Genomic DNA, 26,398 nt, shown 5'->3' on the forward strand with positions numbered 1-26,398 from the left:
AGAAGGTTACCATGATATTAACGAAAGTCTATAAAAATGTGAAAGATATTCCTGATCTTGACAGTTATCATATTGAAAGAGTCATGGTGAAGAGTGATGATTTATTAAAATCTATTTTAAGAGTCACAAGTGATCATCATCATGATTATGGCATTCGTCTAGAAGATGAACGTGAGGGCTTAGAAAACGGTTCTGCCTTTCTTCTTGACGAACATGATTTGCTTGTTTTAGAAGTCATTCCTGATGAAGTCATTGTCATTACACCAAAAGATATTGATGATATGGGCAAGAAGGCTCATATGCTTGGCAATCTACACAAACCTGTAACCATTGCCCATGGTAAGATTACATTGCTTTATGATGAAGTGGTGAAAAAGACATTGGAGAAGGAAGGAGCTGACTATGTTGTTGAGAAGATGGCACTAGATAGTCCAATGCAGTATCTCAATCTTTCTGCACATAGTCATCATCACCATGACTGATATCAAAACAATGATGCAAGTCTTTCAGGTTTGTGACTCAACATTTCCTATTGGAACCTTCAATCATTCCTTTGGAATGGAAAACTATCTCTTTGAACGTAAGATTAAGAAGGCCCCACAATTCAAGATGTGGATAGAAAGTTACTTTCATTCCCAGTATCGCTATGGTGAAGGCCTTCTTACATTACTTTGTCATGATGCAAGCTTAGAAGACATCCTGACATATGATGATATAATCACTCAATCAACACTTGCCAAAGAGACAAGAGAAGGCACAAAAATGATTGCCAGACAAATGTATATCCTCATCCAAAAGATGTATGGTGATACATTTAGCTTGTTGAATAGTTATGTCGCAAAGATTGAAAATGAGCAAGCTTATGGTAATCCTGCCATCATCTTTAGCTTATTTGCCTATGCCTTGGGTTTGTCTCCACAAGAAGTCTTTACAATGTATGGTTATTCGATTGTCTCAACACTTGTTCAAAATGGTGTACGCTCCATTCCTCTAGGTCAGCGGGAAGGACAGGTGATTCTTCATGAATTAATAACTTTAATCGATAAGCTCTATCATGAAGTGGCAACATATGACGAAGAACTGCTTGGTGCCAATGCACCAGGCTTAGAGCTTGCACAGATTCGTCATGAAGTGCAAGCGGCAAGATTATTTATGTCTTAGGAGGGTTTTATGAAACGTGCATTAAAAATTGGTGTTGGTGGACCAGTTGGATCTGGCAAGACACAGCTTATTGAACGTCTAACGAGAAGAATGAAAGATGAGTATTCTATGGCTGTGATTACCAATGATATTTATACAAAATGGGATGCCGAATATATGGCCAAGAATTCTGTTCTTGATGAAGATCGTATTATTGGCGTGGAAACAGGTGGCTGTCCCCATACGGCTATTAGGGAAGATGCTTCAATGAATTTTGCCGCAATTGATGAATTAGAGAAACGCTTTAATCATACGCTTGATATTATCTTTGTAGAAAGTGGGGGAGATAATTTAGCGGCGACATTCTCACCGGAATTAGTCGATTTCTCAATTTATATCATCGATTGTGCGGAAGGGGAAAAGATTCCTTCTAAAGCTGGACAGGGTATGATTAAGTCGGATCTTTTTATCATCAATAAGATTGATCTTGCACCATACGTTGGTGCAAACTTGGAGAATATGCGTAAAGTCTCAGCATCATTTCGTGGTGATGGCAAGTTTGTCTTTACCAATCTTATGACGGATGAAGGCTTGGAGGATGTAGTTGAATGGATCAAAAAGGATTGTCTACTCGAAGACCTTTAGCTGGTGAAATACGCATGCATTTCATCAGTTATGGTGAACGTACGATTGCCTATGAGCTTTATCGTCACGGCAATTCACGCATTTCAGCCAATTTGCCCAATGATGAGGGAGTTCCTTACTACTTCCTCATTGCTACAGGCGGTGGATATGTCGAAGGTGAACACTATCTTCAAAACATCATTCTTGACGATAACACGCATGCCATTCTTACAACCCAGACACCAAATTATATTTATAAATGCGAGCACAATCAAACAACCCTCCAACAATGCTTCTTAGAAGTTGGTGAGAATGCTTTATGTGAATATTACTTTGATGAAACAATTCCCTATCAACATGCACTTTTTCATCAATTGAGTGAAATCTCTCTTAAAGATCATGCAAAGCTTATTCTTACTGATGGATTAACAGCTGGATATGAAGAAAATGATGAACCCTTTTCCTATGACCGCATAGCAATTAAAACACGAATCTATCGTCACAAGCGTTTATTGTTGAATGATTTTCTTCTAGTTGATCCACGCTTTGATGAGATGAAGTCATTGGGCTATTTTGAAGGCTATACAAATTTCAATTCAGTCACAATTATTGATGAAGATCTGGATGCCACAAAAGTCGAGTCTTATCGTCATATTCTAGATGAGCTCTCTTCAAGCTCGCGTTATGGCTTATCGTTGATTGAAAGTGAAGGTATGGTATTACGTGTACTAGGGTTAAGTGGGGATGAGAATCACCGTGTGATGGAAGTGTTCATTCGTGCATATCGAAGTAGCCTTAATTTAACACCACTTAACTTACGTAAAGGTCCCCATTCTATGAATATCTAAGAGAAGTCCTATTTGAGGACTTTTTCTTTATGTGAATATTTTGTGAAATATATCAAAAACTATCTTAAATAGAGAGTTTTTTGGATGAGTTCACAAAAAGTTCACAAAACTTTTTAAACTGTATTTCGCGTGCTGGAAAGTCATGATGAGTCAAGCTTATAAGCTTCTTTACCCTTATAGAATAGTCTTGATTTGAATCTTAGTATTTCATTTATATATTAGATTATAGGAGAAAATACCATGAATCCTTCAACAATAGTCAAATTAGCCCTCATTCCACTTCTCGCCCTTTCTACTGCAAATTCTGTTCCCCAGCTTGTCAATGCTTCAACATCAATCGCTGGTGAAGTCAAATCCGTCAGCAAGATGACGGAAATCAATGCCTGGGGTGATTCGATGACGGAAGGTGTCAATGGGGATGGCGTTAGCTATCCTGCTGTTCTTGAAAAGCTAACAGGAATCAAAACAAATAATTATGGTATTGGTGGTGAAACAAGTGAGGAAATTATGAATCGCTCACTTAAGAAGGGAGACCAGTCCAATGACATCCTTATTATTGAGATGGGTGATAATGGTGGTTGGGATAAGGATATTGATACACTCATTAATCAATATAAGATAATGATTGCCAATGCTCATACTGATCGCTATATTATCATTAGTTCAACAGATGATCCAAATGACTCTGATCAGATCTGGGGCTATACGGATGAAGCTATTGGCTTAGAGGATACATGGTATGAAGAAGCGCTAGAAGAAGCATTTGGTGAACACTTGTTGAAGGGACGTCAATATCTTATTAAGCGTGGTCTGGCAATCAATGGCATTCCTTTTGATGATGAAGATATTAAACGTGCAAAGCAAGGGCTTATTTCTGAAAAATTAAGACATGTAGAAAAAGATAATACACATTTAAATAGTTTAGGCTATACAGCACAAGCTTATGGTGTTTATGAACTTGGCAGGAGCCTAGGCTATTGGAAATAATCAATCTTAAAACGAGCTGTGCTCGTTTTTTTGTTGCTTCAAAGAAAATTCTTCCATAGAACAAAGAAAAGGAGAAGGTTATCGGTAAGATTTATCATTATGTACTGCTTATTTTATCAATTGTCATGCTAGGATTTGGTTTATTTGTGATTGTAAATGGCAATATCAGACAGTTTGACATAGTAGTGATGTTTGTTTTTGTGGGGCTAGATAGTAATCCTTATGTGATTGATTATTTAAATCAGAACTTGCCGACAGCATTACAATACCTAAGCGTATAATATTTGCCGTATGGTTATTTGTGATGTATATGTTTATGCTGACAATGGTGAAGTAGAGTTCTAAGGAACTCTTTTTTAATAGGTGTGTGTTAATATGTAAAGAAAACATATATAATGAAGAGCAATAATATATTGTGAAGAAAGAATATATACTAAAAAAGGTAAATGTTTACATTTCTTAGTAATCAAAAAAATAAAGCAAATATCGCTATAAATGCGACTAAATAGAGGAGATTCCGGATTAATATTTTGTAAAAAAGATAAATGTTATTTCAAAATTATTGAATTAGTATTATAATAATGGTGCGTGAATTCATGTGCAATGATTTTGAAAGCTTCTGACGAGAACGCTTTCAATAAAACTTATTGGGAGGAAATACTAATTATGGTAGGAATTATCATAGCCAGCCATGGTGAGTTCGCTAAAGGAATTTATCAGTCTGGTAAGATGATTTTTGGTGAACAAGCTAATGTAGCTCCTGTTACCCTAATGCCAAGTGAAGGCCCTGAAGACATCAAGAAGAAGATGCTTGAAGCAATTGCTTCTTTTGATGACGACAAGGAAATTATCTTCATGTGTGACTTGTGGAGTGGTACACCATTTAACCAGGCTTCTAGCTTATTAAATGGTCATGAAGATCATTGGGCAATCATGACAGGTCTTAACTTGCCAATGCTTCTTGAAGCATATGCAGCTCGTTTTTCTAGCGAATCTTCACACGAAATCGTCGCTAAAGTTGCCGGCGTAGCAAAAGACGGCGTTAAAGTTTTACCTGAAACAATCAAGATTGAAGGCGAAGAAAAGAAGGATAAACCTGCTGATTCTATGCCTAAAGGTGCTATTCCAGAAGGAACAGTTATTGGTGATGGTAAGATCAAATACGTTTTAGCACGTATTGATACACGTCTTTTACATGGTCAGGTTGCTACAACTTGGACGAAGACTACAAATCCAAATAGAATTATTGCAGTCAGCGATAATGTAGCTCATGATGCATTAAGAAAACAGATGATTGAACAAGCAGCTCCACCAGGAGTTAGAGCTAACGTTACAACAATCGATAAGATGATTAAGGTCGATAAGGATCCTCGTTTTGGTAATACAAGAGCAATGTTATTATTCGAAACACCTCAGGATGCTTTAAGAGCGATTGAAGGTGGCGTTTCAATCAAAGAATTGAACTTAGGTTCAATGGCTCATAGTGAAGGTAAGGTTGTATGTACAAAAGCCGTTTCTATGGGTAAAGATGATGTCGAAACATTTGAAAAACTTCAGAAGTTAGGGGTTAAGATTGTTGTCAAGAAAGTCCCTGCTGATTCTGAAGAGAATTTTGATGAAATCATGAAAAAAGCTAAAGAAGGCTTAGGCTTATAATATTGGGAGGAAAAAGTCAATGTCAGCTATTTCTATCGTGCTGGTTATTGTCGTAGCATTCTTCGCTGGTATGGAAGGTATTCTTGATGAATGGCAGTTCCATCAGCCTCTAGTTGCTTGTACATTAATCGGCTTAGTTACTGGCCATCCAACAGAAGGAATCATGCTTGGTGGTTCTTTACAGATGATGGCTCTTGGTTGGGCAAACGTTGGTGCAGCCGTAGCACCAGATGCTGCTTTAGCATCAGTTGCCTCAGCAATTATCATGGTATTAGGTTTACAGGGTGGTACAACAGATCCTACTAAAGCTATCAATACATCTATCGCTGTAGCCGTTCCACTTTCTGTTGCCGGATTATTCTTAACTATGCTTTGTCGTACAATCGCTATTCCTATGGTTCATTTCATGGATAAAGCTGCTGAAGATGCAAACTTCAAAGCTGTTGAATTCTGGCAGATTGCTGCAATTTGCTTACAGGGTGTTCGTATTGCTATCCCTGCTGCTGCACTTTGCGTCATTCCTGCTAAGGCCGTTACAAGTGCCTTAAATGCTATGCCTGCTTGGTTATCAGGTGGTATGGCTGTTGGTGGTGGCATGGTTGCCGCTGTCGGTTATGCAATGGTTATTAACATGATGGCTACTAAAGAAGTATGGCCATTCTTCGCTATTGGTTTCGTATTAGCTGCTATTAGCCAGTTAACATTAATCGCTTTAGGTGTTATTGGTGTATCTCTTGCCTTAATCTATCTTGGACTTAAGGAATCTGCTAAGAATTCAGGTGGAGGCAATGGTGGATCAGGCGATCCTCTTGGCGACATCTTGAATGACTATGAATAATGAGGGAGGAAAGACAAATGGCAGACAAAATTCAGTTAACTAAACATGACCGTTTCTCTGTTGCTTGGCGTCATCAGTTCCTTCAGGGTTCATGGAACTATGAAAGAATGCAGAATGGTGGTTGGTGCTATTCAATCATCCCAGCAATCAAGAGATTATATCCTAAAAAAGAAGATCAGGTTGCCGCTTTAAAGAGACACCTTGAATTCTATAACACACATCCATATGTATCTGCACCAGTTATGGGTGTTACATTGGCCCTTGAAGAAGAAAGAGCTAATGGTGCTCCAATCGATGACACTGCAATCAACGGTGTTAAGGTTGGTATGATGGGTCCACTTGCTGGTGTTGGTGACCCAGTATTCTGGTTCACTGCACGTCCAATCTTAGGTGCCTTAGGTGCATCTATGGCATTAAGTGGATCAATCGTTGGTCCTATCTTATTCTTTGTACTTTGGAATGTGATTCGTTTTGCATTCTTATGGTATACTCAGGAATTTGGTTACAAGGTTGGTACAGAAATTACGAAGGACTTATCTGGTGGTTTACTTGGTAAGATTACTTCAGGTGCATCAATCCTTGGTATGTTCATCATTGGTGCCTTAGTACAACGTTGGGTATCAATCTCATTCACACCAGTTGTATCTAAGGTTACACAGCAGGCTGGTGCTTACATTGATTGGGCAAAGTTACCTTCAGGTTCTGCTGGTATCAAGGAAGCATTAACTCAGTATGCAAAACTTGGTGCTACAGGTCTTGATAAAGTAAAAGTTACTACATTACAAGGCAACTTAGACCAGTTAATTCCTGGCTTAGCAGCATTATTATTAACATTATTATGCTGTAAGTTATTAAAGAAAAAAGTCTCTCCAATCGTTATTATCTTAGCATTATTCGCTGTAGGTATTATCGGTAGAGTACTTGGCTTCATGTAATAGAAAGGAGTCTCTATGGCACAATCACAGAATACGAAAGTGGATTATGTGGTGAAAGCAAGCAGTTTTCTAGGTTTGAATTCTGTTGGTCAAATCATGATTGGGGATAAAGCCTTTGAATATTATAATGATCGTAATGTTGAAGACTATATCCAGATTCCTTGGGAAGAAGTAGATTATATTTCTGCCGGGGTATTATTCAATAAATGGATTGATCGCTTTGTCATCTTTACAAAAAGAAATGGCCACTATGCATTCTCCGCGCGTAATAATAAAGAACTCTTACGAGCCATGAGAAAATATGTGAGTGAAGACCGCATGTATAAGTCACTGAGTTTCTTTCAGGTGATTGGTCGAGGTTTCAAAGCTTTATTACATATCGGAAAGAAAGCAGCTGATTAATTTCAGCTGTTTTTTTTATACATCTCTTGTGATTGTGCTAAAATAGCTTTGGAGTTGATAAAATGAATTTAGAAGAGATCATAAATGAAGTCAAGAATGACCCACGTAATAGAAAATATACAGAAAAAGGTATTCCACCCATTCTCCAAGTGAACAAGGAAGCTAAGATATTAATTATTGGTCAGGCACCAGGAAGAAAGGTAGAAGAAAGCCTTATTCCTTTCAATGATCAATCTGGCATAACATTGATGGAATGGCTTGGTATCGATAAAGAGACATTCTATTCCAAACAGATTGGCATATTGCCAATGGATTTCTATTATCCAGGAAAAGGCAAGACAGGGGATTTACCACCACGTCCTTTTATGGCAGAATATCACGCCCAGATTCGTGAACTGATGGATCAGGTCCAACTCGTAGTTCTTGTCGGCAGTTATGCCATCAAACATTATTTAGGCAAGCAGGCCAAAAAGAATCTCACTGAAACAGTGAGAAGTTATCAAGACTATTTACCAGAATATTTTCCTATTGTCCACCCAAGTCCGCTTAACTTCCGTTGGCAGAAGATGAATCCATGGTTTAAACAGGATGTTGTACCTGTGCTTCAAGATCATGTGCATCATATATTAGATAAGAAGGATAAGTATGAAGAAAACTAGAAAGCCAAAAAGAGACCATTAGAAAAGGACTATCAAGTAGACACAATCATCATTTACCATAAATATCTCCTAATGCATTAGATTCTAAAGAATCAACAAATATATAGAAAAGAGCCGTGTAGAAGAACTAAGGCAGATTTGTTAATAAAAAAATTGATAAGCTTATCAAACACATATTATGGCAGTCTATAGAAAAAGTCATAGCAGAACATTTTGATGCTTTAACTCTAACTGAGCGTTACTCTAATGTTGATGAATTGAAAATCTTAATGGTGTGGATTTCAAGATATTTTATGTATTTTCACAATTTATCATCCATATGCATGAACAGACACTTAATTGTTTTTTCATGTCTTTATAAGACTATAAGAAGCAGTGAAACATATACAGGTACTATTTGCTTGGAAGATAGTTTTTCAAAAGATTATTCAGAATATGAAAATGTAAATTTGTAAGCATTATGTTTGCATGAAACGATATTCTATGGTTTAATGAAATCATGAAAGAGGTGTAACAAATATGATTACAGATGTATTAAAGAAAAGAAGAACAATTTATGCTTTATCTAAGAATATTGATTTAAAACAGGAAGAAGTAGAAGCTATCGTTAAAGATACTGTAGAACTTGTCCCTGATGCATTTAATATGAGATCACAAAGAGTTGTTTTAGCAACTGGTGCTAAACAGGATGAACTCTGGGATAAGATCTATGATGCTTTCGAAGGCAAAGTAGCAAGAGAAAAGATTGATGGCTTCAAGGCAGCTTATGGTACAGTGCTATATTTCATTGATGAAAATGTTGTAAAGGGCTTGCAGGATGCCTTCCCATTATATGCAGCTAACTTCCCAGTCTGGGCACAGCAGTCTAATGGTATGCTTCAGTTCACATTATGGAATCGTTTTACTGAAGCTGGTTTAGGTGCCAATATTCAGCATTACAACCCAGTTATCAATGATGCAGTAAGAACATTATTCGACTTACCTGAAAACTGGACACTTGTTGCTCAAATGCCATTTGGTAAGATTGAAGCTGAAGCTGGTGAAAAACAGGGCGAAGATGTCAACGAACGTGTTATTATCGCTAAATAATCCATCTTGAATGAAGAGTGGGAGTTTATCCCATTCTTTTTTTGTCTTATAATAGTTAAGAGGTGAGCGTGATGCATGATTTAATGAAGTTTAAAGGGATTGATCGTGATGAAGTGCTGTATCATTATACGAGCTGTAAAAGTGTTCAGGGAATCTTGAAAAGCGGTATTTTCTTTGCGACCAAAAGCAGTTTTTTAAATGATACAAATGAACTTGCTTATATTCTTGAACTTGTGGAATTGGTGATTGGTGAAGTGGAGAATGAAGCTTATCGACATCTTTTAAGACTTTCCATTATTGAAACAATGGAAGAATTCGCGAAAAGAAATATCTATGTGCTTTCCTTTTCAACAGCACCTGATTCATTAACTTTATGGGCTGAGTTTGGTGATAAAACAGGCTATAATATGGCCTTTGATGGTAAGCTGTTATTAACAGCTATTAAAGAACATCACCCCATAACACTTCATGGGCATATTATTTATGACAAAGCCTATCAGCTTAAGATCTTAAGAAACTTGCTTTTTGTAAAAATACCAGATGAACTTCATATTACTTTTAAGGATATTATGGAAGAGGAAATCAAATCACAAAATACCAAAGCCTTTCAAGAACTGACATCTAGATTCCAATATGATATGAGTCGCTTAGCGATTTTCTTTAAGCAAAATGAATTTAAAAGTGAACAGGAATATCGTATTGCCTTTGAAAATCCTGCTCAGGAATCATTATGTTTTCGTGAGAAAGACGGATTCTTATTGCCCTATATCCAGATCCATGTTGGTAAATTGCCACTGATGTCAATCACTGTTGCACCTAAGAATCATGTCGATTTAGCGCCAGCAGGCATGAGAGCTTATTTAGAATATTTAGGCTATGATACAACAGTCTATTTCTCACAGCTTAAGCTGCGCTATTGATAAGGAGAAGAAAATGGAATATTTTGATGAATATGATGAAAATGGTCATAGCTTACATAGAAAAGTGACACGAGAAGAAGCACATAGGCTTGGGTTATGGCATCGTACAGTACATATTTGGGTGCTTTGTCATAATGTTGTGCTCATTCAACAACGCTCATTACAAAAAGATAGCTATCCAGGCTACTATGATATCTCTTGCGCAGGACATCTTTCAGCAGGCAATACGCTCATTCAAGGCGCTTTAAGAGAAGTGGAAGAAGAACTTGGCTTAAAGCTAACAAGTGCAGATTTTCTTTCACTAGGTGTATATAAGATTAACTATGATAAAACCTTTCATGATCACCTGTTTAAGGACCGTGAATTTGCGCATGTTTATGTTGTAGAACTTAAGGAAAAACCACAGATCATCATTCAAAAAGAAGAATTAGAAAAAGCATTCTGGATTTCTTTAGAACAGCTTGATCGTGAGCTTACTGATTCTTCTCGATACTGTATTAATCAACATGATTATGTGTTGTTGGAAAAGTATTTGAAACATAGAGGAATTTATCGGGAAGAGTTGAGGAAGTTGCAATGATTCTTGCAGGTTATTATAATAGATGTGTACGATTTCGTACATAAGGATTGAAGCTTTGAGGGAGAGGCAGTATGGAATTTATTGAAGAACTTGATCAAGCGATTGAGTTAGAAAAGAATGCCTATGAATTAAGGGCGATGCGCAAGATTATGGAGGATGAAATAGAACGGCTGAATCATACAAAATATGATTTGCCTGAAGCTCCGGAGAATAAACTGGCGGCACCTCAACCACCAGTCAAGCCAGATATGACAATACATACTTTCATGACAAAGAAGATTGTGCTTCTTGTGGCATTAATAGTGGCTTTGATTGTGGTGCTTGTCTTTCATAAGACATTGCCAACACTTGTCTATTTTGGCTTAGTCATTCTTATTGTTTTAGGCTTAATTGTTTTTTTAAGACTTAAAAAACTTGAACAGCAAGAAATGATGGAAAAGAATGCTACGCAAGAACATTATCATAGTCAGGATAAAAAATATCAGCAAGAATTAGAAATCTATCAACGAAAGATGAAGCATTATGAAGAAGAAATGGAACACTATGAAAGAGAATGCGAAGTCATCAAGAATAGAAATAATGGCATTGATCTTGTCATCAAAGAGACAGAAAACAAGCTAAAAAGACTAAATCGTTTTCAAGAAAACAAAGTGCTTGAAGACTACTATTCACACCATGACATTCCAAGTCAGTATCGTAATCTATCAAGCCTTATTTTCTTAAGGGGCAATAGAAATCCTGAATCAGCATTCCACCAGCTTGATGAACTACACTTAAGTGATCAGCTTGATGAAAATATGGACAAAGTGAGTAAGCTTGGTATTTATGTCAGTCGGATGAATACAGAAATAGAAAAAGGTAAACATGCCTTTGAAGATTTCTATTTAAAGATGGAAAAGTGTTTTGGTAGGAAGAAGATGTAATGTTTTGAGAAATTTCTAATATGTCTTAACAAGCAAGCCTTTGATGAATTATAATATATGTATAGAAAACGCTTACCTTAATATAGGTAAAACAAGGAGGTTTGTATATGATCAACATTATGTTAACATGTTCAGCAGGTATGTCGACAAGTTTACTTGTCCTACATATGCAGGACGAAGCTAAGAAAAGAGGGCTGGAAGCCAATATCTGGGCAGTTTCTGAAACTACAGTAAGAAAAGAATATGCAGAAAAACAGATTGACTGTATCTTAGTTGGACCACAGGTACGTTATTTAATGAATCAGGTCAAGACACAGACAGAGAATAGTATTCCTGTTGAATTGATTGATATGCGTACGTATGGTATGATGGACGGCAAGAAGGCATTAGATCAGGCTTTAAAAGCTATTGAAAACTGGAAGAAATAATAAAGAAAGGCATAGTGGGACGTCTGTCCCACTTTTTAAAAATATGAATGTTAAGGAATTAATGAAGAAAGTCGAAACAGGAGATTTAGAGAGCTATGTTAGTCTCGCAGAGTGTTACTGGAATGGGGATGGCGTGAAGAAAAGCAAGACAAAAGCGAAAGAACTCCTCGATGAAGGGGCACAGAAAGGCAGCGGAGAGTGTGCCTACCGTCTTGGTATGCTTTATGAAAAAGGCTTGACTGTTGATCAGAGCTATGAAACAGCACGAAGCTATTTCATGTTGGCGGCAAGAAATCATCATCCGGCGGGGACATACAAGCTTGCCTACTACTATCAATATGGCTACGGCATTTATAAAGATCAGAACGAAGCTAAAAAGTATTATCAACAAGCTAAAGAACTTGGCTATCAAGAGTAAGCTATTATATGGCTTGCTTTTTTCTTGAGAAGAAGTATTTGCTTACAAATGCAAAGCGTGGTAAGATAGGTCCTCGAGGTGATTAAGGTGTTCAATGAATCATTAGTAGAGTCCCTTATTGGGCAGATCGATTCAATGGATCAGCTCAATCCAGAACTTATTGAGAAATATTATATGCAGCTTCGCAATGAAGCAGTAGCTGCCATCGATCGCAATAAAACGCACTACCAGCAGGCAAAGAAAACCTATGAAGGCTATGAACGTGATTATTTACATATTATAGAAAAAAGTGCTTATATTCCTTTTGCTGGCATAAAAACAACTCACAACAATCCACAATTTGAAAAAAATATCCGCCACTATAGACAATTAAAAGCCAGTGCCTATCGCAAGATGGAAAGAGCAAAGGATGATTATGAAGAGAGCAAGAATAATCTTATCCTCCTAGAAACAATTGCTAAGAAACTCTTACGTATGCAATATGAGTAGAGAAGTGATTTCTTTATCGTCTGATTTGAATATCATACAGCATTCTAGTATACTGTATGTAATGAAAAGAGGGATTTTATGGATAACAAAATCAGTGCTATTGTCAATGATATCCTCATTGATTATCAAGATGACCGAACAATCAACAAGGTCAATCTATTTGTTCAGCCAGATACGGTCATTGTAGAAGATATGCTTGCGAAGCTGATTAAGATTATCTTTCCAGGCTTTTTTAATGAACGTCGTTATCGTTTTTATAACCTGTCAAGCCAGTTAACCGTGCTTATTGAGGATGTCTTCTATAATATGAATAAGCAGATTGCTTTAGCTTTAAAACAATTACCTGAAAATGAAGACAAGCCAGAATGTACGGAAGAAATTCTTGCCAGTCGCATCTGTGAGAAGTTCTTTGAAAGCATTCCTAAAATAAGGGCGCTTATTGAGACAGATGTACAGGCAAGCTTTGATGGTGATCCCGCTGCTTTCAATAAGAATGAGATCATTCTTTGTTATCCAGGGCTTTATGCCATTACAGTCAATCGTATTGCTCATGAACTCTATAAGCTCAATGTTCCTATTATTCCTAGAATCATGACAGAACATGCGCATGGTCAGACGGGCATTGATATTCATCCAGGTGCAACGATTGGTGAATACTTCTTTATTGATCATGGGACAGGTATTGTCATTGGTGAAACAACAACAATTGGTAAGAATGTTAAAATCTATCAAGGTGTTACACTGGGAGCACTGTCATTACGGGGTGGCCAGAAGCTGAAAAACAAGAAGCGTCATCCTACTATTGAAGATGATGTAACAATCTATTCAGGGGCTTCTATTCTTGGCGGTGACACGGTTATTGGGCAAGGCAGTACAATTGGTTCCAATGCCTTTATAACGAAGTCTGTTGCTCCTCATACAAAAGTTTCTATTAAGAATCAGGAACTCAATATTAAAGGTGATCAATTACCAGAAGATGATAAGAGCTGGTTCTATATTATTTAAGTCTGCTTTAGCAGGCTTTTTTCGTATAAGAAAACATGAATCAGTGATTCATGCTTGAGTAAGATATGTGATGAGATTGATATTGGCAAGTTTCTTGTAATCATCTGATAAAGCTTCAAAATGCCATTCATCCTCACCAAAGACTTTTTGTGCACTTTCGAGTAAGTCAATATCGTTGATGGATATTGAATACATATTGGCCCAAAGTCCTTCTTCCTTTTTATCAAAGCTGATATCTAGCTGATGAACGTTACTAGCAAGAATCATAAGATAGCTTGCTAGGCTGCGGGCAAGAATATCATGAAGCTTATTGGGAAGATATCTGCGTGCCTGCTTTACATAAAAAGAATGTAAGGCATCGGGAAGGTTATGTAAAGTGGCATATGTTGCATCAAGTGCAATGCCTTCTTCTTCACAATGCTGCATAAAGGCATAAAAATAATCAAAAAGAATCTGAATAGCATTAATCTCATTCTGTGAGAGATGTTTCTTAAAGCCAGATAAACCTTCATTCAGTTCACCACGATCAAGTTCTTCGTAAAGATCTGCCATCATCTTAAGACGATGATTTTGAAAATATTGCATATTATCACTCGCTTTCCCATCTATTATATCATTCTTTACCATCAAACTAAAGCTATACAATTTTTCCTGATAGTGATACGATAGGTGCACAAGAGGAGAATGTTATGAGTAAATATTTAGATGAAGCAAGAAAATTAAGAGCGCGTACTGACCGTCATTATAACTGTGCCCAGGCTGTTTTAGTGCCTTTTGCGCAGGATGCCCATCTTGATGAAGAAACAGCCTTCAAGCTTGCAGCAAACTTCGGCTCAGGAATGAAGATGGCAAGTACATGTGGTGCAATTACCGGAGGCTTAATGGCCTTAGGATTATATGGTGTGGAAGATCCAGCAACAATAACCCAGTATTACAAGCAATTCAAAGATGCTCATGAAGGCATGATGAACTGTGCTGATCTACTTAAAGCGAACTTTGAAAAAGGTGGCGCTAAAAAGCCACATTGTGATGCAATGGTTTATGAAGCTATTGGTTATGTAGAAAATATTCTAAGAGAAAGACATATAATTGATTAAAGAGCAGGTATGCTCTTTTTCTATGCCATCACTAACCTGTTTTATCGCTCACGATTGACTTTTCGCCACTGTAATGGAGATAGCCCATAAATATTTTTAAAAGCACGGGAGAAATGAAGCTGATTTTCATAGCCAACAGCCAAAGAAATATCAGCAATATGCATTTCAGTTCTTTTTAAATACTCACAAGCTTTAATCATCCGGTAATTGAGTAAAAAGGATTGCGGTGTTTTACCGGTTTCACGCTTAAAAAGCTTGCCGAAGTAGGAACGGTTGAGACCAATGTTATTGGCAATATCTTCAATGGAGATATCGTACATATAGTTTTGTTCAATAAAGACCATTGTTTCATGCATATAATAATCAACCAGACGATTACCAGAATGTTGTTCAGTGATCTTGATTGAACGCATCATATTATCAAGTGCCAGATACAAATGACCAATTAAATCGAAAGGTGTGGAATTCTTACTTGTCGCAATATGTATCATATGTTTGACCATTTCTTTATGCGTATCTTCATAGATATAATGATAGATTGGCGAAGAAAGTGTTAAACCGACTGTATCCAATGCTTCTTTGACCCGTAAACCATCAAATTCAATCCACATATATTCCCAGGGATCATGTGCATCAGCAATATAAGTTGTAATCTGACCAGGAAAAATCATGAAGCCATCACCAGCTTCCAAACGATAGCTTACATCAGCCCCTTTATCATTAATAGCACGCAACACTCCTTTGCCTTTAAGAATGTAATGGAAAAGATAATGATTTCTTGTAGCTGGACCTAAGAGATAGGAAGGCTTGCAGACTTCACCGCCATACTGATAAAGCGTTAAATCAATAAATGTCTGATTGGGGAAAATGGAAAAATGTCTGTCTTGCATATATAATCTCAGATAGGATTCTTATTTGATAAAGCTACAGGAAAAGCTATTTCATAATATGTCATAGGAATGAAACATATTAAAATTGAGTATTGCTAAAAGATATCCTCTTATTTTCGATGTTTGAGAGAAATGATGAATAGAAAAAAATAATAATATCAAAGAGAAGAGTAGTCATGCTCTTCTCTTTTGTCTTATAATAGTCACAGGGGGGATTTATATGAATTTTGGAAAAATCGCAAAAGAAACATTAAAGATTGTCAATCAGGGCTATTATGAAATAGATCATAAAGCGCATTCACTTAAGCTATCAAGAGATGAAATCGATGAAGTCATTGTTGTTAAGCCGGAATTAGTTAGAGAACTGTCCGAGGAAGCAAGAGAATATGAAGGGGAAGGTGTTATTGAAGTTGTTGGAAAGGACAGCTTTGAAGCAGCAAGAAGTCTTAAAGATGATACAATTGTCCTGAATTTCGCTAATGCGCTTAATCCAGGTGGTGGCTTTTTAAAAGGAGCCAATGCTCAAGAAGAAGCTCTTTGTCGTCATTCAACACTTTTCTTTTCTATTGGCAACAAGAAAGCAAGTGAAATGTATCATTATAATTTTGAGAACCTGAATGGCTTTGATTCAGAATATATGTTGGTATCACCAAGAGTAGAAGTCTTTAGAGATGCGCAAGGAGTGCTTGTTGAAGACTCATTTATTACAAGTGTTATCAGTTATGCAGCACCAAATCTCAATGGCCGAGCAGGCCATATTTCAAAGCGTTATCTTATGCCCATTATGAAAATCAAGATCAGAGACTTATTGAATGTCTGCATTCATTTCAACTATCGCAATGTCGTGCTTGGGGCATGGGGATGTGGCGCTTTTGGCCATGATGCAAAAGAAGTTGCTAAAATGTTTTATAGTATTCTTGTTGAAGAAGAATATCGGAATCATTTTGATCAGGTTGTGTTTGCGATTCCTACATTTTCCTCATCACGCAAGAATTATGAAGCATTCGAGGAAGTCTTTCATCAAACACAATTATAATAAAAATAAAATGCCAATATTTGGCGCTTTATTAAGGTAAAGAAGCAGAATCTTGTTGGCATATGCCTGATCCTACTTCTTTCCACGCCTCTATCATAGAAGAATGACACCATAAATGCAGTAACTCAGGATGTTTTTTAAAATTTGCCTTCAAAATTTGCGTGAATGATTTTCTTTTCTTAGACAATTGGTGTATTCTCTTTTTTGAGGTGAAACTATGATACAGGATATTGAACCACATCAGCTCATCAATCCTTATGATCATGATTATGAACATGATGTAAGAAATGATGATGTTATTTTTATTTTTGACAATAAACGTGTTCTTGTCAAAGAGCATACGGACCATCTTATTTTTCCAGTCAAGAAGGAATTAAAAGAAAAACATGACTATATCTTTCTTTTCAAGATTGATGATATTCGTTGTTATCTTATTCGTGATAATGAAGAAATAGAAGGCTATGTCTTTAAGGATGTCTGGTCATTAAGAACGGATGACAAGCATTCAGCAAGTTTCCTTTATGCCCTTGTTACAGCCTATCAGCTTGCCAACTGGTATGACAATAATCAGTATTGTGGAAGATGTGGCGATAAGATGATTAGGGTGAAAGAAGAACGTGCACTTTCATGTCCATCATGCGGGCATCGTGTCTATCCACGTATTGTTCCTGCTGTCATTGTTGGCATTATTGATGGTGATCGTATCTGCATTACTCGATATGCTCAGGGCTATGGACATAATGCTTTGGTTGCAGGATTTGTGGAAATCGGCGAAACGATTGAACAGACCGTGGAGAGAGAAGTCATGGAAGAAGTGGGCTTGAAGGTAAAAAATATTCGTTACTATAAATCCCAACCGTGGGGATTTGTCGATGACTTATTGCTAGGATTCTATTGTGATGTTGATGGCGACAATACGATTCATATGGACCGTAATGAATTAAAGATTGCTCATTTTGTAAGACGCGAAGATATAGTCTTACAGCCTGATCATCTTTCACTCACAAATGAAATGATGCAAAGATTTAAAGAAGGCAAGACATGTTAAAAGGGACTCGTGATGAGCCCCTTTTGCTTACTTCATATCTCTTAAGAATGCTTCATATGCTCTTACTGCTTCATAGACATCAGCCTTTGAACTGATTTCAGCAGGAGAGTGCATACATAATACGGCAAGACCGGCATCAATAACTTCCATGCCATAGTTAGCCATGATATAGGCGATTGTTCCTCCGCCACCAACATCAACTTTACCAAGTTCAGCTGTCTGGAAAGCAACATTATTATCATCCATTACTTTGCGAATCTTAGCCATATATTCGGCATTGGCATCATTGCTGCCAGATTTACCTCTTGAGCCTGTAAATTTGTTGAAGACAATACCTTTGCCCAAGAAGGCAGAGTTCTTAGCTTCAAATTTATCAGGGAAGAGTGGATCAAAGCCAGCAGAAACATCGCTTGAAAGCATTGTAGAGTGCGCTAAAGTTCTTCTTACAGAAATATCACTTTCTTTACCCATTAAGTAAAGAATCTCTGCAAGCATGTTCTCAAAGAAATGAGAATGCATACCACTTGCCCCAACAGAACCAATCTCTTCTTTATCGACTAAAAGTGTACATGAAGTTCTTGTAGGATTTTCAACATTCAACATCGCAAATAATGATGTCCATGCACAAATCTTATCATCCTGGCCATAAGCAAGAACCATTGAGCGGTCAAAGCCTAAATCTCTTGCCTTATCAGCAGGAACAACTTCAAGTTCAGCAGATAAGAAATCTTCTTCTTCAATACCATACATATCGCTTAAAAGCTTCATTGTATTAGACTTTACACGTTCCTTAACATCTTCACTATTATCAGTGACAGAACCAACCAATAAGTCTAAGTTTTCACCTTCAATAACGACATTAGCTGTCTTTTGCATCTGTTCTTGAGCTAAATGTACAAGTAAGTCGGTAATTGTGAAGACTGGATCATCTTCCTTTTCACCAACACACACATTGACTACTGTGCCATCTTTTTTCACAATCACACCATGAATAGCGAGTGGAATAGTAACCCACTGATATTTCTTAATACCACCATAATAGTGTGTATCAAGATAACTAAAGCCCTGTGCTTCATAAAGTGGATTTTGCTTAATATCTAAACGAGGTGAGTCGATATGTGCACCAAGGATATTCATCCCATCTTCAATGGGATCAGTACCAATATTAAATAAAGCTATTGTTTTATTATTATAAGTCGTATAGATTTTACTGCCAGGCTTAACGTCCTTGACATCCTTTAAATTGACATAACCAGCTTCTTGCGCCATCTTTGTAGCGAGGGTCACACATTCTCTTTCAGTCTTACCAACATTTAAACAGTTTTTATAACGTTCATTCACTTCGTTCATGTTCGCCAACTGATTTTCATCATATGTTTCCCATAAAAATTTTCTTTCCATTTCAAATCCTCCTTGCCTATCTATTCTATCTTTTTTATACGTTACATTCAAGTAAATGAACCTATATGTTATACTTGGATGGGTGATAATAATGCAGGACAATACAAACTATCCACGTCCACAGTTAAGACGTGATCAATATACTACATTGGATGGCTTTTGGGATTATGGTTTTTCCATCAATCCTACAATTGATGACTATGATGGCAAGATTCTCGTTCCGTTTCCACCAGAAAGTCAAAAATCAGGTGTTGAACGTACTTTGCTTCCGGGTAATTATTTACATTATCGACGTACTTTTCATCTCACAAAACATGTGCATCAACGCCTTCTTCTTCATTTTGAAGCAGTTGATGAATATTGTGAAGTCTATCTGAATGGACATTTCGTTGGTAAGCATCATGGGGGCTATTTGCCTTTTAGCTTTGATATGACCGATGTGATTGTTGAAGGTGAGAATGAGATTAAGGTGGTTGTCCAGGACGATACGGATTATGGCAATCATGCCAGGGGCAAGCAGCGCCTTCATCATGGCGGGATGTACTATACGCCAGTAAGTGGCATCTGGCAGACTGTATGGTATGAATGGGTTGATGAACAATATGTTACAGATGTCTTCTTCAAGCCCGACTTGCAAAAACAAGGTGTTCATATAGAAGTCAGTACCATTGGTGATCTAGAAGATGTTGAAGTGATCATTCATAGACCAGATTCCCATGACATAACTACATTTACTATTCCTGTCTGCAAGAAGGCATTCATTGCTTTAAAAGATATTCAGCTATGGACACCTGATCAGCCATATCTCTATAATGTTGAACTCATTTATGGCAATGATCATGTTGAAAGCTATTTTGGTATGCGTACATTCAGCCGTGTAGAAATTAAAGGTCATCAATATATGGCCTTGAATGGAAAACCAATCTTCCATTATGGATTGTTGGATCAAGGCTATTATCATGAAACACTGATGACACCACCAAGTGATGAAGCTGTTCTTAATGATTTAAAGCTTGTCAAGTCATTAGGCTTTAATACGATTCGTAAACATGTCAAGATTGAAAATAGTCGTTTCTATTATCATTGTGACAAACTAGGCATACTTGTCATGCAGGATATGGTCAATGGGGGAGAGAAATATGATGACCGCTTTGTCACTGTTGAACCCAATCTATTTCCTGTTTTACAATCCAAGCGCGATGACCATAACTATGTTTTGATGAAACGACCAGATCCAGATAACCGTGCTGAATATTATCGTGAGGTCAAAGAAACAATTGACCATCTCAGACATTTTGTATCTATTGATACATGGGTAGCCTTCAATGAAGGCTGGGGCCAGTTTGATAGCCAGGAAGTGACAGATTATATAAAAAAGCTAGATCCGGAGCGCTTTGTTGATAGTGCCTCAGGATGGTTTGATAGGGGCGCAGGGGATTTTCTTTCCATCCATAACTACTTCCGTCCCCTTCATCTTAAAAAGAGTCAACAAATCATCATTTTGAGTGAATTTGGTGGAATGAACTATCTCATCAAGAATCATTTCTACGGCAAAAAGAATTATGGCTATAAACAAATTTCTAGCCGTAGAGATTTTATGATAGCCTACCGCAAACTGATGATACGTGATATCATGAAGCATATCCCCGACGGTCTTTCTGGTTGTATCTATACTCAGCTTTCTGATATCGAAGATGAAGTTAATGGCTTAATTACTTATGACAGACAAGTTATTAAATGTGATCAGGAGATCATGCGAGGCATTGCTCAAAGAATCTATGCACTCTTTGAGAGGGAGGTTGAACATGAATAATCTGATTTTTAGTTTAAATGCGACTATGCCAGTCTTTCTTTTGATGGTCTTTGGCTATTTTCTTAATAGAATTGGCTGGATGGATGATGAACTGGCTGCTAAGCTCAATACCTTCGTCTTTCGTATCCCTTTGCCTGTGCTGCTTTTCCATCAGCTAGCGACAACAAACTTCATTAAAGCCTGGGATACCAAATTTGTCCTCTTTTGTTTCTTTGCGACATTTGCGTCCATTTTAATCGTTACGATTTTATCAAGATTTTTCATTAAGCAGCGTGACCTTCAGGGAGAATTTATTCAGGCAAGCTATCGTTCATCTGCTGCACTTCTTGGTATTGCCTATATTAGTAATCTTTATGGACGTGCGACAATGGCACCGTTGATGATTATTGGTGCTGTGCCGCTCTATAATATCATGGCTGTTGTTGTTCTTTCGTTAACAGAGCCAGGAGCAGAAAAGCTCAACAAGGCTGTCTTAAAGAAAACCATTCTGGGTATTTTTAAGAACCCGATTATTATTGGTATTGTTTTAGGATTCTTTTATTCCATTTTAAATCTTCCGATGAGCAAGATTCCTGATAAATTCCTAAGTGAAGTGGCAGCTCTTTCTACGCCTCTTGGCTTAATGGCGATGGGAGCAAGTGTTGATATCAAGAAAATTGGTGGTCAGCTTAAGAATGCCATTGTTGCTTCCTTTATTAAGCTTGTTGGTCTTAATCTCATCTTCTTACCTATTGCCATCAATCTTGGCTTTAGATATGACAAGCTTGTAGCCATATTGATTATGCTTGGCTCGGCAACAACAGTATCAAGCTATGTCATGTGTCGTAATATGCATCATGAAGGTGTTCTTACAAGCAATACCGTCATTCTTACCACAATTCTCTCAGCCTTTACGCTTACTTTCTGGATTTTCTTGCTGAGAACAATGCATACGATTTAAAAAAAAGACTGTTGGCTTATTGGCCAGCAGTCTTTGCGTTTGTGATGAATTCTTGGAAGATGAGACGGCTCATTTCATCATTATGGAAACTATGTTCAGGATGCCATTGAATACCCCAGATGAATGATTTATTAGAAACGGCAATCGCTTCAATAAGTCCATCTTCACTTGTAGCCATGGCTTCTAAATGTTTCCCAAGTCGCGAAATAGCTTGATGGTGTCTAGAATTCACACCAATAGTCTCTTCATGTAAAAGTTTTTGAAGGGGTATGTCTTGTTGGAGAGTGACTTGATGACAAGGGACATCATATGGCTTAGCCATATCATGTTGAATATGAGAAGGATGCTGGGACGGCAAATCCTGATAGAGCGTTCCACCTTCAATAACATTTAAGAGCTGAAGCCCACGACAGATACATAAAGCAGGCAGATCTTGCTCAAGCACTTTCTTCATCAGCTTCATTTCAAAATAGTCCCTTGCTTCAATATAAGGTCCACACTTCTCGTTGACCTCCTCGCCATAAAGAAGGGGATTGATATCCTGACCACCTGTAAAAAGCACACCATCAAGATGGGGCAAGATGGCTTCAATATCAACATTATAAGGCAAAATTATGGGAATGCCCCCTGACTTATTAATCGCTTCTGTATATTCAGGTAACATCCAATAGCTATGAAGCTTTTCATCATATAAAGCAACAATGCCAATAATTGGTTTCATATTTTCACATCCTTTTTTGTCCATACATTATATCTTGATAGATATGGAGTCAAGAAAAAAGATAGCCACAGCGACTATCTTTTAAACAACTGTTTCACTTTTCCAGCATTAAGTGCTCCATAAATCATATAGAATGCAACCATATTCACAATCCCTTCAACAATCAGGCCAGGAGCCTGCGTAAGGCCAGTAGGCAGGGAATGATAAATGGTTGCACCAACAAGAGTATAACCAATTATACCTTCGAGTGTTCCTGTGAGTGAGGCGAGTAGAAGATAGGGTGAACGAAGTGAAGTTACCTCCATCTTCCCAATTTTACCAACAAGATAGCCCATCAGCCCTTTTAAGAAGAATGTTGGAATAGCCCACATACTCCAGCCTCCAAGCAAATCTGCCAAAGCAGAACCAACACCACCAATAATGAAGCCAGCTTTTTCATCCAAGAACATCGCAAACAAGAAAACAAAGCAGTTTCCCAGATTCGCATAACCTAGCGGAATAGGAATTTGAATAAACATTGTTGAAATAAAGACGATGGCAATACCTAATCCATATATGGCAATATGATAAGTCTGATTATGTTTCATGAGGAGGCCTCCTATGCAAATTATAGAAAAATCCTCTTTATTGTAAAGATAAATCTATTTTTTGCCTTCTATTTCATCATAGAATTCTTCTAAGTAGTTCTTCATGAACTGGTGGCGTTGATAGGCAAGTTCTTTCGCAGTGTCAGTATTCATCATATCTTTAAGAAGCAAGAGCTTCTCATAGAAGTGATTTATTGTGCTAGATTTGTGTTGGCGATAGCTTGCTTCGTCCATGTTGAGTACTGGGTTTTCATCATTGTAGAGAGGTCGGTTGTGGTTGCCGCCAAAAGTAAATGCACGGGCAATGCCAATCGCGCCAATGGCGTCAAGACGATCAGCATCCTGAACAATCTTGCCCTCAAGTGTAGAAGGGGACTTGCTTTGATTGCCCTTGAAGGAAACATCCTGAATAATCGCAATGACTTCTTCTTGTACTTTATCAATGCCATATTTATTCATCAATAAGCGGGCATTTTGATAGTTGATGCTTTGCGTTAGCTTGACATCATCGACATCATGAAGAAGAGCAGCTAAGCTGACAATTTCAAGATTGGCGTGCTCTTGTATTGCGATATTGTAGGCAAGCTTATAGACCCGCATTGTATGGTTATAGTCATGACCGCTATAATCATTTTTAAAGAATTCTTGAAGATCGCTAAGTAAGCCATCAAGAACTTCTTTAGTCATCAAGCTGCATCCTTTCAAGCTTCAACATTAAGCTGGCATATTCATCTTCATCAATCTTGCCAATTTCAAGAAGCTTGTCATCAATGCTTTTAAGAACTGTCTTGCGGTCTTCAAGAGAATTGACAAAGTCATATTGAGATGCATCAATGGTCATTTTTGGAGAAGCATCATAAGCTTCATACCAAGGTGTATAGTGTTCAAGCAGGTTGATATAATAATCTCTTAATGTTGGATCGTTCTCAATCTGTTCATAATCACGACCACGCTTCTTGATATGGGCAAGCATTGTCGTGATATCAATATCAATATGCACGAGAAGATCAGGGGCTTTCTTATGGGCTGCATAAGGAAGTTCTTCCATCATGTTTTCTAACAAGTCATCATAGACCTTGACTTCTTCTTCGTTGCAGCGCCCCATTTCAGCGTTCATATGAAAGAAGAGACTGTCTTCATAGATGGAACGATCAAGGACGTTGTTGTCGTTGGTCATGGCTTCTTTAATCATCGCAAAACGCTTATTTAAGAAATAAATCTGAAGTAGAAAGGCATAATGATTAGGATCTTTATAGAAAAGTGGCAAAATGGGATTATCGCCCACGGGTTCAAAAAATGCTTCTGTTCCAAGATGCTTGGAAACAAATGTTGTGAGATTGCTTTTACCTGCGCCAATGGCGCCAGACATAATTATCATCAATAGTTTAACTCCTTCTTTATGAAATCTTATTGAGTATAATATGTTTTGCATCATCAAACAACTAGGAAAATAAAGATTTCCTAATTTGGGAAGTTGCTTTTTGGATAAAGTAAAGCGTGTTATACTACAAAAGAAGAAGGTATAAGTATGGATAGAAAAACACAAGAACAATATGAAAAACTTGTCTTAACACCTATTAAAGTCATTATTCCTAAGCTTGCCATTCCGACAATTATTTCCATGATGGTATCAATGATTTATAATCTTGTTGATGCTTATTTTGTGGGCAAGATTGGGACGGCGGCAGCAGCTGCTGTTGGCATTTTAATGAGTGTTCAGGCAATCTATCAGGCAATTGGCTTTATGTGTGGCCATGGTTCTGGTTCGAATATTTCTCGTCTTTTAGGACAGGGGCGTGTTCATGAAGCAAGCAATTATGCTTCGACAGCCTTCCTTATGGCCATTGTCATCACGACAATCATCACGCTTCCAGCCCTTATTTTTATTACACCATTGATGCATATGTTAGGCTCAACGCATACAATCCTTCCTTATGCGAGAATCTATGGCTATTATATGTTGATATGTGGGCCTGCTTTAGCAGCAAGTTGTGTCTTAAATAATATCATGCGCTATGAAGGGAAAGCGTCATTAGCGATGATTGGCTTGGTATTGGGTGGTGTCCTGAATATGATTGGTGATCCAATCTTTATGTTTGGCTTCAAGATGGGGATTCATGGGGCCGGTCTATCAACAGCTCTTTCCCAATATATTTCACTTGGGATACTTTTCTATATGTTTTACTCAGGTAAGACCATCAGCAAGATTTCTTATCGACATTTTCATTTACGCAAACTTGCGATTGGTAATATTGTCTCAAATGGTCTACCAAGTTTACTGCGTCAGGTGCTTAACTCTGTTTCAACGATGACACTTAATATTGCAGCCAATCCTTATGGTGATGCAGCTATTGCCGCAATGACCATTGTCGGACGTATCGTCGCTTTCTTCGCCTCAATGATGGTCGGTATTGGCCAGGGCTATCAGCCAGTAGGTGCTTATAACTATGGTGCAAAAAAATATAAACGTATCCGTCAGGGCTTCTATTTTACATGGGGATTAGGCGAAATACTCTTGACAATTGCAGCTATTGTCGGATTGCTTTTTTCCAAAGAACTTGTTAGTATATTTAGAGATGATCAAGCCGTTATCGCAATTGGTGTAAGGGCATTACGTTTTCAGTGCTGTGCTTTGATTTTGCAGCCTTTAGGCATTGTCTGCAACATGATGTTCCAGTCAATTGGAAAATCAAAAATAGCGAGCTTGCTTGCTTCACTAAGAAGTGGTCTTTACTATATTCCTGCTCTTATTATTCTACCTTTCTTCTTAGGTATGACAGGGGTAGAAATCTCGCAGTTGGTTGGTGATGCCCTGACTTTCTTGACATGTGTCCCAATTGTCATACACTTCTTTAGGCAATTGCCAAATAAGAATATCGAAACGGAGATTGATCACGCCTATCAACAAGCAAAGGGGGAATAAC

At 37.6% G+C, this 26,398-nt stretch carries 31 protein-coding genes; 24 read left to right on the forward strand and 7 right to left on the reverse strand.

What is annotated here, in order from left to right; translation table 11 throughout:
- Window positions 1-11: 11 nt before the first annotated feature.
- From FYJ79_RS06820 to epsC, 18 genes are all read left to right on the forward strand, one after another.
- Entirely contained in the window at window positions 12-482 is a 471-nt protein-coding gene (locus tag FYJ79_RS06820) for an urease accessory protein UreE (protein ID WP_154515871.1), read from the forward strand.
- Entirely contained in the window at window positions 475-1,161 is a 687-nt protein-coding gene (locus FYJ79_RS06825; protein ID WP_154515874.1) for an urease accessory protein UreF, read from the forward strand. Before FYJ79_RS06820 ends, FYJ79_RS06825 begins: the two co-directional genes overlap by 8 nt.
- 9 nt (window positions 1,162-1,170) lie before the next feature.
- Entirely contained in the window at window positions 1,171-1,785 is a 615-nt protein-coding gene (ureG, locus tag FYJ79_RS06830) for an urease accessory protein UreG (RefSeq protein WP_154515877.1), read from the forward strand.
- Window positions 1,749-2,612, forward strand: a complete 864-nt coding sequence (locus FYJ79_RS06835; RefSeq protein WP_154515880.1) for an urease accessory protein UreD — start codon at window positions 1,749-1,751, stop codon at window positions 2,610-2,612. Before ureG ends, FYJ79_RS06835 begins: the two co-directional genes overlap by 37 nt.
- 240 nt (window positions 2,613-2,852) lie before the next feature.
- Complete coding sequence (locus FYJ79_RS06840; RefSeq protein WP_154515883.1) at window positions 2,853-3,599, forward strand: SGNH/GDSL hydrolase family protein; 747 nt, start codon at window positions 2,853-2,855, stop codon at window positions 3,597-3,599.
- Between the two features lie 666 nt (window positions 3,600-4,265).
- Complete coding sequence (locus tag FYJ79_RS06845) at window positions 4,266-5,255, forward strand: PTS sugar transporter subunit IIB (protein WP_154515886.1); 990 nt, start codon at window positions 4,266-4,268, stop codon at window positions 5,253-5,255.
- A 19-nt stretch (window positions 5,256-5,274) separates the two neighbouring features.
- Complete coding sequence (locus tag FYJ79_RS06850; RefSeq protein ID WP_154515889.1) at window positions 5,275-6,093, forward strand: PTS mannose/fructose/sorbose transporter subunit IIC; 819 nt, start codon at window positions 5,275-5,277, stop codon at window positions 6,091-6,093.
- A gap of 17 nt (window positions 6,094-6,110) precedes the next feature.
- Window positions 6,111-7,028: a PTS system mannose/fructose/sorbose family transporter subunit IID gene (locus FYJ79_RS06855; protein ID WP_154515892.1), complete on the forward strand. Its 918-nt coding sequence runs from the start codon at window positions 6,111-6,113 to the stop codon at window positions 7,026-7,028.
- A 15-nt stretch (window positions 7,029-7,043) separates the two neighbouring features.
- Window positions 7,044-7,430 (forward strand): DUF956 family protein, encoded by a 387-nt coding sequence (locus FYJ79_RS06860; RefSeq protein ID WP_154515895.1) that lies wholly within the window; start codon window positions 7,044-7,046, stop codon window positions 7,428-7,430.
- A 62-nt stretch (window positions 7,431-7,492) separates the two neighbouring features.
- Window positions 7,493-8,089 carry a uracil-DNA glycosylase family protein gene (locus FYJ79_RS06865; RefSeq protein ID WP_154515898.1) on the forward strand — a complete coding sequence of 199 codons (597 nt, stop codon included), beginning with the start codon at window positions 7,493-7,495 and terminating at the stop codon, window positions 8,087-8,089.
- 519 nt (window positions 8,090-8,608) lie between these two features.
- The gene (locus tag FYJ79_RS06870) at window positions 8,609-9,178 is read left to right on the forward strand and encodes a nitroreductase family protein (RefSeq protein WP_154515901.1); all 570 of its coding nucleotides are present in this window, start codon (window positions 8,609-8,611) and stop codon (window positions 9,176-9,178) included.
- A gap of 71 nt (window positions 9,179-9,249) precedes the next feature.
- Window positions 9,250-10,098, forward strand: coding sequence for a DUF2971 domain-containing protein (locus FYJ79_RS06875; protein ID WP_154515904.1), 849 nt, complete (start codon window positions 9,250-9,252; stop codon window positions 10,096-10,098).
- A gap of 13 nt (window positions 10,099-10,111) precedes the next feature.
- Window positions 10,112-10,678: an NUDIX hydrolase gene (locus tag FYJ79_RS06880; RefSeq protein WP_195837030.1), complete on the forward strand. Its 567-nt coding sequence runs from the start codon at window positions 10,112-10,114 to the stop codon at window positions 10,676-10,678.
- Window positions 10,679-10,749: 71 nt separating this feature from the next.
- Entirely contained in the window at window positions 10,750-11,601 is an 852-nt protein-coding gene (locus FYJ79_RS06885) for a hypothetical protein (protein WP_154515910.1), read from the forward strand.
- A gap of 107 nt (window positions 11,602-11,708) precedes the next feature.
- Window positions 11,709-12,029, forward strand: a complete 321-nt coding sequence (locus tag FYJ79_RS06890; protein WP_033162906.1) for a PTS sugar transporter subunit IIB — start codon at window positions 11,709-11,711, stop codon at window positions 12,027-12,029.
- A gap of 61 nt (window positions 12,030-12,090) precedes the next feature.
- On the forward strand, window positions 12,091-12,447 hold the full coding sequence (locus tag FYJ79_RS06895; protein ID WP_195837031.1) for a tetratricopeptide repeat protein: 357 nt from the start codon (window positions 12,091-12,093) through the stop codon (window positions 12,445-12,447).
- An 87-nt stretch (window positions 12,448-12,534) separates the two neighbouring features.
- Window positions 12,535-12,936, forward strand: coding sequence for a hypothetical protein (locus FYJ79_RS06900; RefSeq protein WP_154515916.1), 402 nt, complete (start codon window positions 12,535-12,537; stop codon window positions 12,934-12,936).
- A 78-nt stretch (window positions 12,937-13,014) separates the two neighbouring features.
- On the forward strand, window positions 13,015-13,941 hold the full coding sequence (gene epsC / locus FYJ79_RS06905; RefSeq protein ID WP_154515919.1) for a serine O-acetyltransferase EpsC: 927 nt from the start codon (window positions 13,015-13,017) through the stop codon (window positions 13,939-13,941).
- Between the two features lie 48 nt (window positions 13,942-13,989).
- On the opposite strand, the gene FYJ79_RS06910 is transcribed toward epsC, so the two are convergent.
- The gene (locus FYJ79_RS06910) at window positions 13,990-14,526 is read right to left on the reverse strand and encodes a hypothetical protein (protein ID WP_195837032.1); all 537 of its coding nucleotides are present in this window, start codon (window positions 14,524-14,526) and stop codon (window positions 13,990-13,992) included.
- Window positions 14,527-14,630: 104 nt separating this feature from the next.
- Between FYJ79_RS06910 and FYJ79_RS06915 the strand changes: the two genes are divergently transcribed.
- Window positions 14,631-15,038, forward strand: coding sequence for a C-GCAxxG-C-C family protein (locus FYJ79_RS06915; RefSeq protein ID WP_154515925.1), 408 nt, complete (start codon window positions 14,631-14,633; stop codon window positions 15,036-15,038).
- Window positions 15,039-15,079: 41 nt separating this feature from the next.
- On the opposite strand, the gene FYJ79_RS06920 is transcribed toward FYJ79_RS06915, so the two are convergent.
- Window positions 15,080-15,928, reverse strand: coding sequence for an AraC family transcriptional regulator (locus FYJ79_RS06920; RefSeq protein WP_154515928.1), 849 nt, complete (start codon window positions 15,926-15,928; stop codon window positions 15,080-15,082).
- A 220-nt stretch (window positions 15,929-16,148) separates the two neighbouring features.
- On the opposite strand from FYJ79_RS06920, the gene FYJ79_RS06925 reads away from it, so the two are divergent.
- The gene (locus FYJ79_RS06925; RefSeq protein WP_154515931.1) at window positions 16,149-16,964 is read left to right on the forward strand and encodes a TIGR02452 family protein; all 816 of its coding nucleotides are present in this window, start codon (window positions 16,149-16,151) and stop codon (window positions 16,962-16,964) included.
- A 217-nt stretch (window positions 16,965-17,181) separates the two neighbouring features.
- On the forward strand, window positions 17,182-18,012 hold the full coding sequence (gene nudC, locus FYJ79_RS06930) for an NAD(+) diphosphatase (RefSeq protein ID WP_154515934.1): 831 nt from the start codon (window positions 17,182-17,184) through the stop codon (window positions 18,010-18,012).
- Between the two features lie 27 nt (window positions 18,013-18,039).
- Here nudC and FYJ79_RS06935 read toward each other — a convergent pair whose 3' ends face one another.
- On the reverse strand, window positions 18,040-19,413 hold the full coding sequence (locus FYJ79_RS06935) for an aminopeptidase (RefSeq protein WP_154515937.1): 1,374 nt from the start codon (window positions 19,411-19,413) through the stop codon (window positions 18,040-18,042).
- Between the two features lie 91 nt (window positions 19,414-19,504).
- Here FYJ79_RS06935 and FYJ79_RS06940 point away from each other — a divergent pair, with 91 nt between their 5' ends.
- On the forward strand, window positions 19,505-21,226 hold the full coding sequence (locus tag FYJ79_RS06940) for a glycoside hydrolase family 2 protein (protein ID WP_195837033.1): 1,722 nt from the start codon (window positions 19,505-19,507) through the stop codon (window positions 21,224-21,226).
- A complete protein-coding gene (locus tag FYJ79_RS06945) occupies window positions 21,219-22,166 on the forward strand; it encodes an AEC family transporter (protein WP_154515943.1) in 948 nt (315 codons plus the stop codon). The genes FYJ79_RS06940 and FYJ79_RS06945 overlap by 8 nt, the downstream gene beginning before the upstream one ends.
- 16 nt (window positions 22,167-22,182) lie before the next feature.
- Here FYJ79_RS06945 and FYJ79_RS06950 read toward each other — a convergent pair whose 3' ends face one another.
- The 4 genes from FYJ79_RS06950 to FYJ79_RS06965 form a co-directional block, all read right to left on the reverse strand.
- Window positions 22,183-22,887, reverse strand: a complete 705-nt coding sequence (locus FYJ79_RS06950) for a gamma-glutamyl-gamma-aminobutyrate hydrolase family protein (RefSeq protein WP_154515946.1) — start codon at window positions 22,885-22,887, stop codon at window positions 22,183-22,185.
- A 74-nt stretch (window positions 22,888-22,961) separates the two neighbouring features.
- On the reverse strand, window positions 22,962-23,474 hold the full coding sequence (locus FYJ79_RS06955; protein WP_154515949.1) for an ECF transporter S component: 513 nt from the start codon (window positions 23,472-23,474) through the stop codon (window positions 22,962-22,964).
- Between the two features lie 54 nt (window positions 23,475-23,528).
- Complete coding sequence (locus FYJ79_RS06960; protein WP_154515952.1) at window positions 23,529-24,161, reverse strand: HD domain-containing protein; 633 nt, start codon at window positions 24,159-24,161, stop codon at window positions 23,529-23,531.
- Window positions 24,154-24,852 (reverse strand): deoxynucleoside kinase, encoded by a 699-nt coding sequence (locus tag FYJ79_RS06965; RefSeq protein WP_154515955.1) that lies wholly within the window; start codon window positions 24,850-24,852, stop codon window positions 24,154-24,156. Before FYJ79_RS06965 ends, FYJ79_RS06960 begins: the two co-directional genes overlap by 8 nt.
- A 150-nt stretch (window positions 24,853-25,002) precedes the next feature.
- Here FYJ79_RS06965 and FYJ79_RS06970 point away from each other — a divergent pair, with 150 nt between their 5' ends.
- Window positions 25,003-26,397 (forward strand): MATE family efflux transporter, encoded by a 1,395-nt coding sequence (locus FYJ79_RS06970; RefSeq protein ID WP_154515958.1) that lies wholly within the window; start codon window positions 25,003-25,005, stop codon window positions 26,395-26,397.
- Window position 26,398 lies beyond the last annotated feature (1 nt).

This window comes from Sharpea porci (assembly GCF_009695655.1).
GTDB lineage: Bacteria > Bacillota_I > Bacilli_A > Erysipelotrichales > Coprobacillaceae > Sharpea > Sharpea porci.

Bases quoted from the DNA above. Each gene is read 5' to 3' on its own strand.
- FYJ79_RS06820 (WP_154515871.1), top strand. From the start codon at position 12: ATGATATTAACGAAAGTCTATAAAAATGTGAAAGATATTCCTGATCTT.
- FYJ79_RS06825 (WP_154515874.1), top strand. From the start codon at position 475: ATGACTGATATCAAAACAATGATGCAAGTCTTTCAGGTTTGTGACTCA.
- ureG (WP_154515877.1), top strand. From the start codon at position 1,171: ATGAAACGTGCATTAAAAATTGGTGTTGGTGGACCAGTTGGATCTGGC.
- FYJ79_RS06835 (WP_154515880.1), top strand. From the start codon at position 1,749: ATGGATCAAAAAGGATTGTCTACTCGAAGACCTTTAGCTGGTGAAATA.
- FYJ79_RS06840 (WP_154515883.1), top strand. From the start codon at position 2,853: ATGAATCCTTCAACAATAGTCAAATTAGCCCTCATTCCACTTCTCGCC.
- FYJ79_RS06845 (WP_154515886.1), top strand. From the start codon at position 4,266: ATGGTAGGAATTATCATAGCCAGCCATGGTGAGTTCGCTAAAGGAATT.
- FYJ79_RS06850 (WP_154515889.1), top strand. From the start codon at position 5,275: ATGTCAGCTATTTCTATCGTGCTGGTTATTGTCGTAGCATTCTTCGCT.
- FYJ79_RS06855 (WP_154515892.1), top strand. From the start codon at position 6,111: ATGGCAGACAAAATTCAGTTAACTAAACATGACCGTTTCTCTGTTGCT.
- FYJ79_RS06860 (WP_154515895.1), top strand. From the start codon at position 7,044: ATGGCACAATCACAGAATACGAAAGTGGATTATGTGGTGAAAGCAAGC.
- FYJ79_RS06865 (WP_154515898.1), top strand. From the start codon at position 7,493: ATGAATTTAGAAGAGATCATAAATGAAGTCAAGAATGACCCACGTAAT.
- FYJ79_RS06870 (WP_154515901.1), top strand. From the start codon at position 8,609: ATGATTACAGATGTATTAAAGAAAAGAAGAACAATTTATGCTTTATCT.
- FYJ79_RS06875 (WP_154515904.1), top strand. From the start codon at position 9,250: ATGCATGATTTAATGAAGTTTAAAGGGATTGATCGTGATGAAGTGCTG.
- FYJ79_RS06880 (WP_195837030.1), top strand. From the start codon at position 10,112: ATGGAATATTTTGATGAATATGATGAAAATGGTCATAGCTTACATAGA.
- FYJ79_RS06885 (WP_154515910.1), top strand. From the start codon at position 10,750: ATGGAATTTATTGAAGAACTTGATCAAGCGATTGAGTTAGAAAAGAAT.
- FYJ79_RS06890 (WP_033162906.1), top strand. From the start codon at position 11,709: ATGATCAACATTATGTTAACATGTTCAGCAGGTATGTCGACAAGTTTA.
- FYJ79_RS06895 (WP_195837031.1), top strand. From the start codon at position 12,091: ATGAAGAAAGTCGAAACAGGAGATTTAGAGAGCTATGTTAGTCTCGCA.
- epsC (WP_154515919.1), top strand. From the start codon at position 13,015: ATGGATAACAAAATCAGTGCTATTGTCAATGATATCCTCATTGATTAT.
- FYJ79_RS06910 (WP_195837032.1), bottom strand. From the start codon at position 14,526: ATGCAATATTTTCAAAATCATCGTCTTAAGATGATGGCAGATCTTTAC.
- FYJ79_RS06915 (WP_154515925.1), top strand. From the start codon at position 14,631: ATGAGTAAATATTTAGATGAAGCAAGAAAATTAAGAGCGCGTACTGAC.
- FYJ79_RS06920 (WP_154515928.1), bottom strand. From the start codon at position 15,928: ATGCAAGACAGACATTTTTCCATTTTCCCCAATCAGACATTTATTGAT.
- FYJ79_RS06925 (WP_154515931.1), top strand. From the start codon at position 16,149: ATGAATTTTGGAAAAATCGCAAAAGAAACATTAAAGATTGTCAATCAG.
- nudC (WP_154515934.1), top strand. From the start codon at position 17,182: ATGATACAGGATATTGAACCACATCAGCTCATCAATCCTTATGATCAT.
- FYJ79_RS06935 (WP_154515937.1), bottom strand. From the start codon at position 19,413: ATGGAAAGAAAATTTTTATGGGAAACATATGATGAAAATCAGTTGGCG.
- FYJ79_RS06940 (WP_195837033.1), top strand. From the start codon at position 19,505: ATGCAGGACAATACAAACTATCCACGTCCACAGTTAAGACGTGATCAA.
- FYJ79_RS06945 (WP_154515943.1), top strand. From the start codon at position 21,219: ATGAATAATCTGATTTTTAGTTTAAATGCGACTATGCCAGTCTTTCTT.
- FYJ79_RS06950 (WP_154515946.1), bottom strand. From the start codon at position 22,887: ATGAAACCAATTATTGGCATTGTTGCTTTATATGATGAAAAGCTTCAT.
- FYJ79_RS06955 (WP_154515949.1), bottom strand. From the start codon at position 23,474: ATGAAACATAATCAGACTTATCATATTGCCATATATGGATTAGGTATT.
- FYJ79_RS06960 (WP_154515952.1), bottom strand. From the start codon at position 24,161: ATGACTAAAGAAGTTCTTGATGGCTTACTTAGCGATCTTCAAGAATTC.
- FYJ79_RS06965 (WP_154515955.1), bottom strand. From the start codon at position 24,852: ATGATAATTATGTCTGGCGCCATTGGCGCAGGTAAAAGCAATCTCACA.
- FYJ79_RS06970 (WP_154515958.1), top strand. From the start codon at position 25,003: ATGGATAGAAAAACACAAGAACAATATGAAAAACTTGTCTTAACACCT.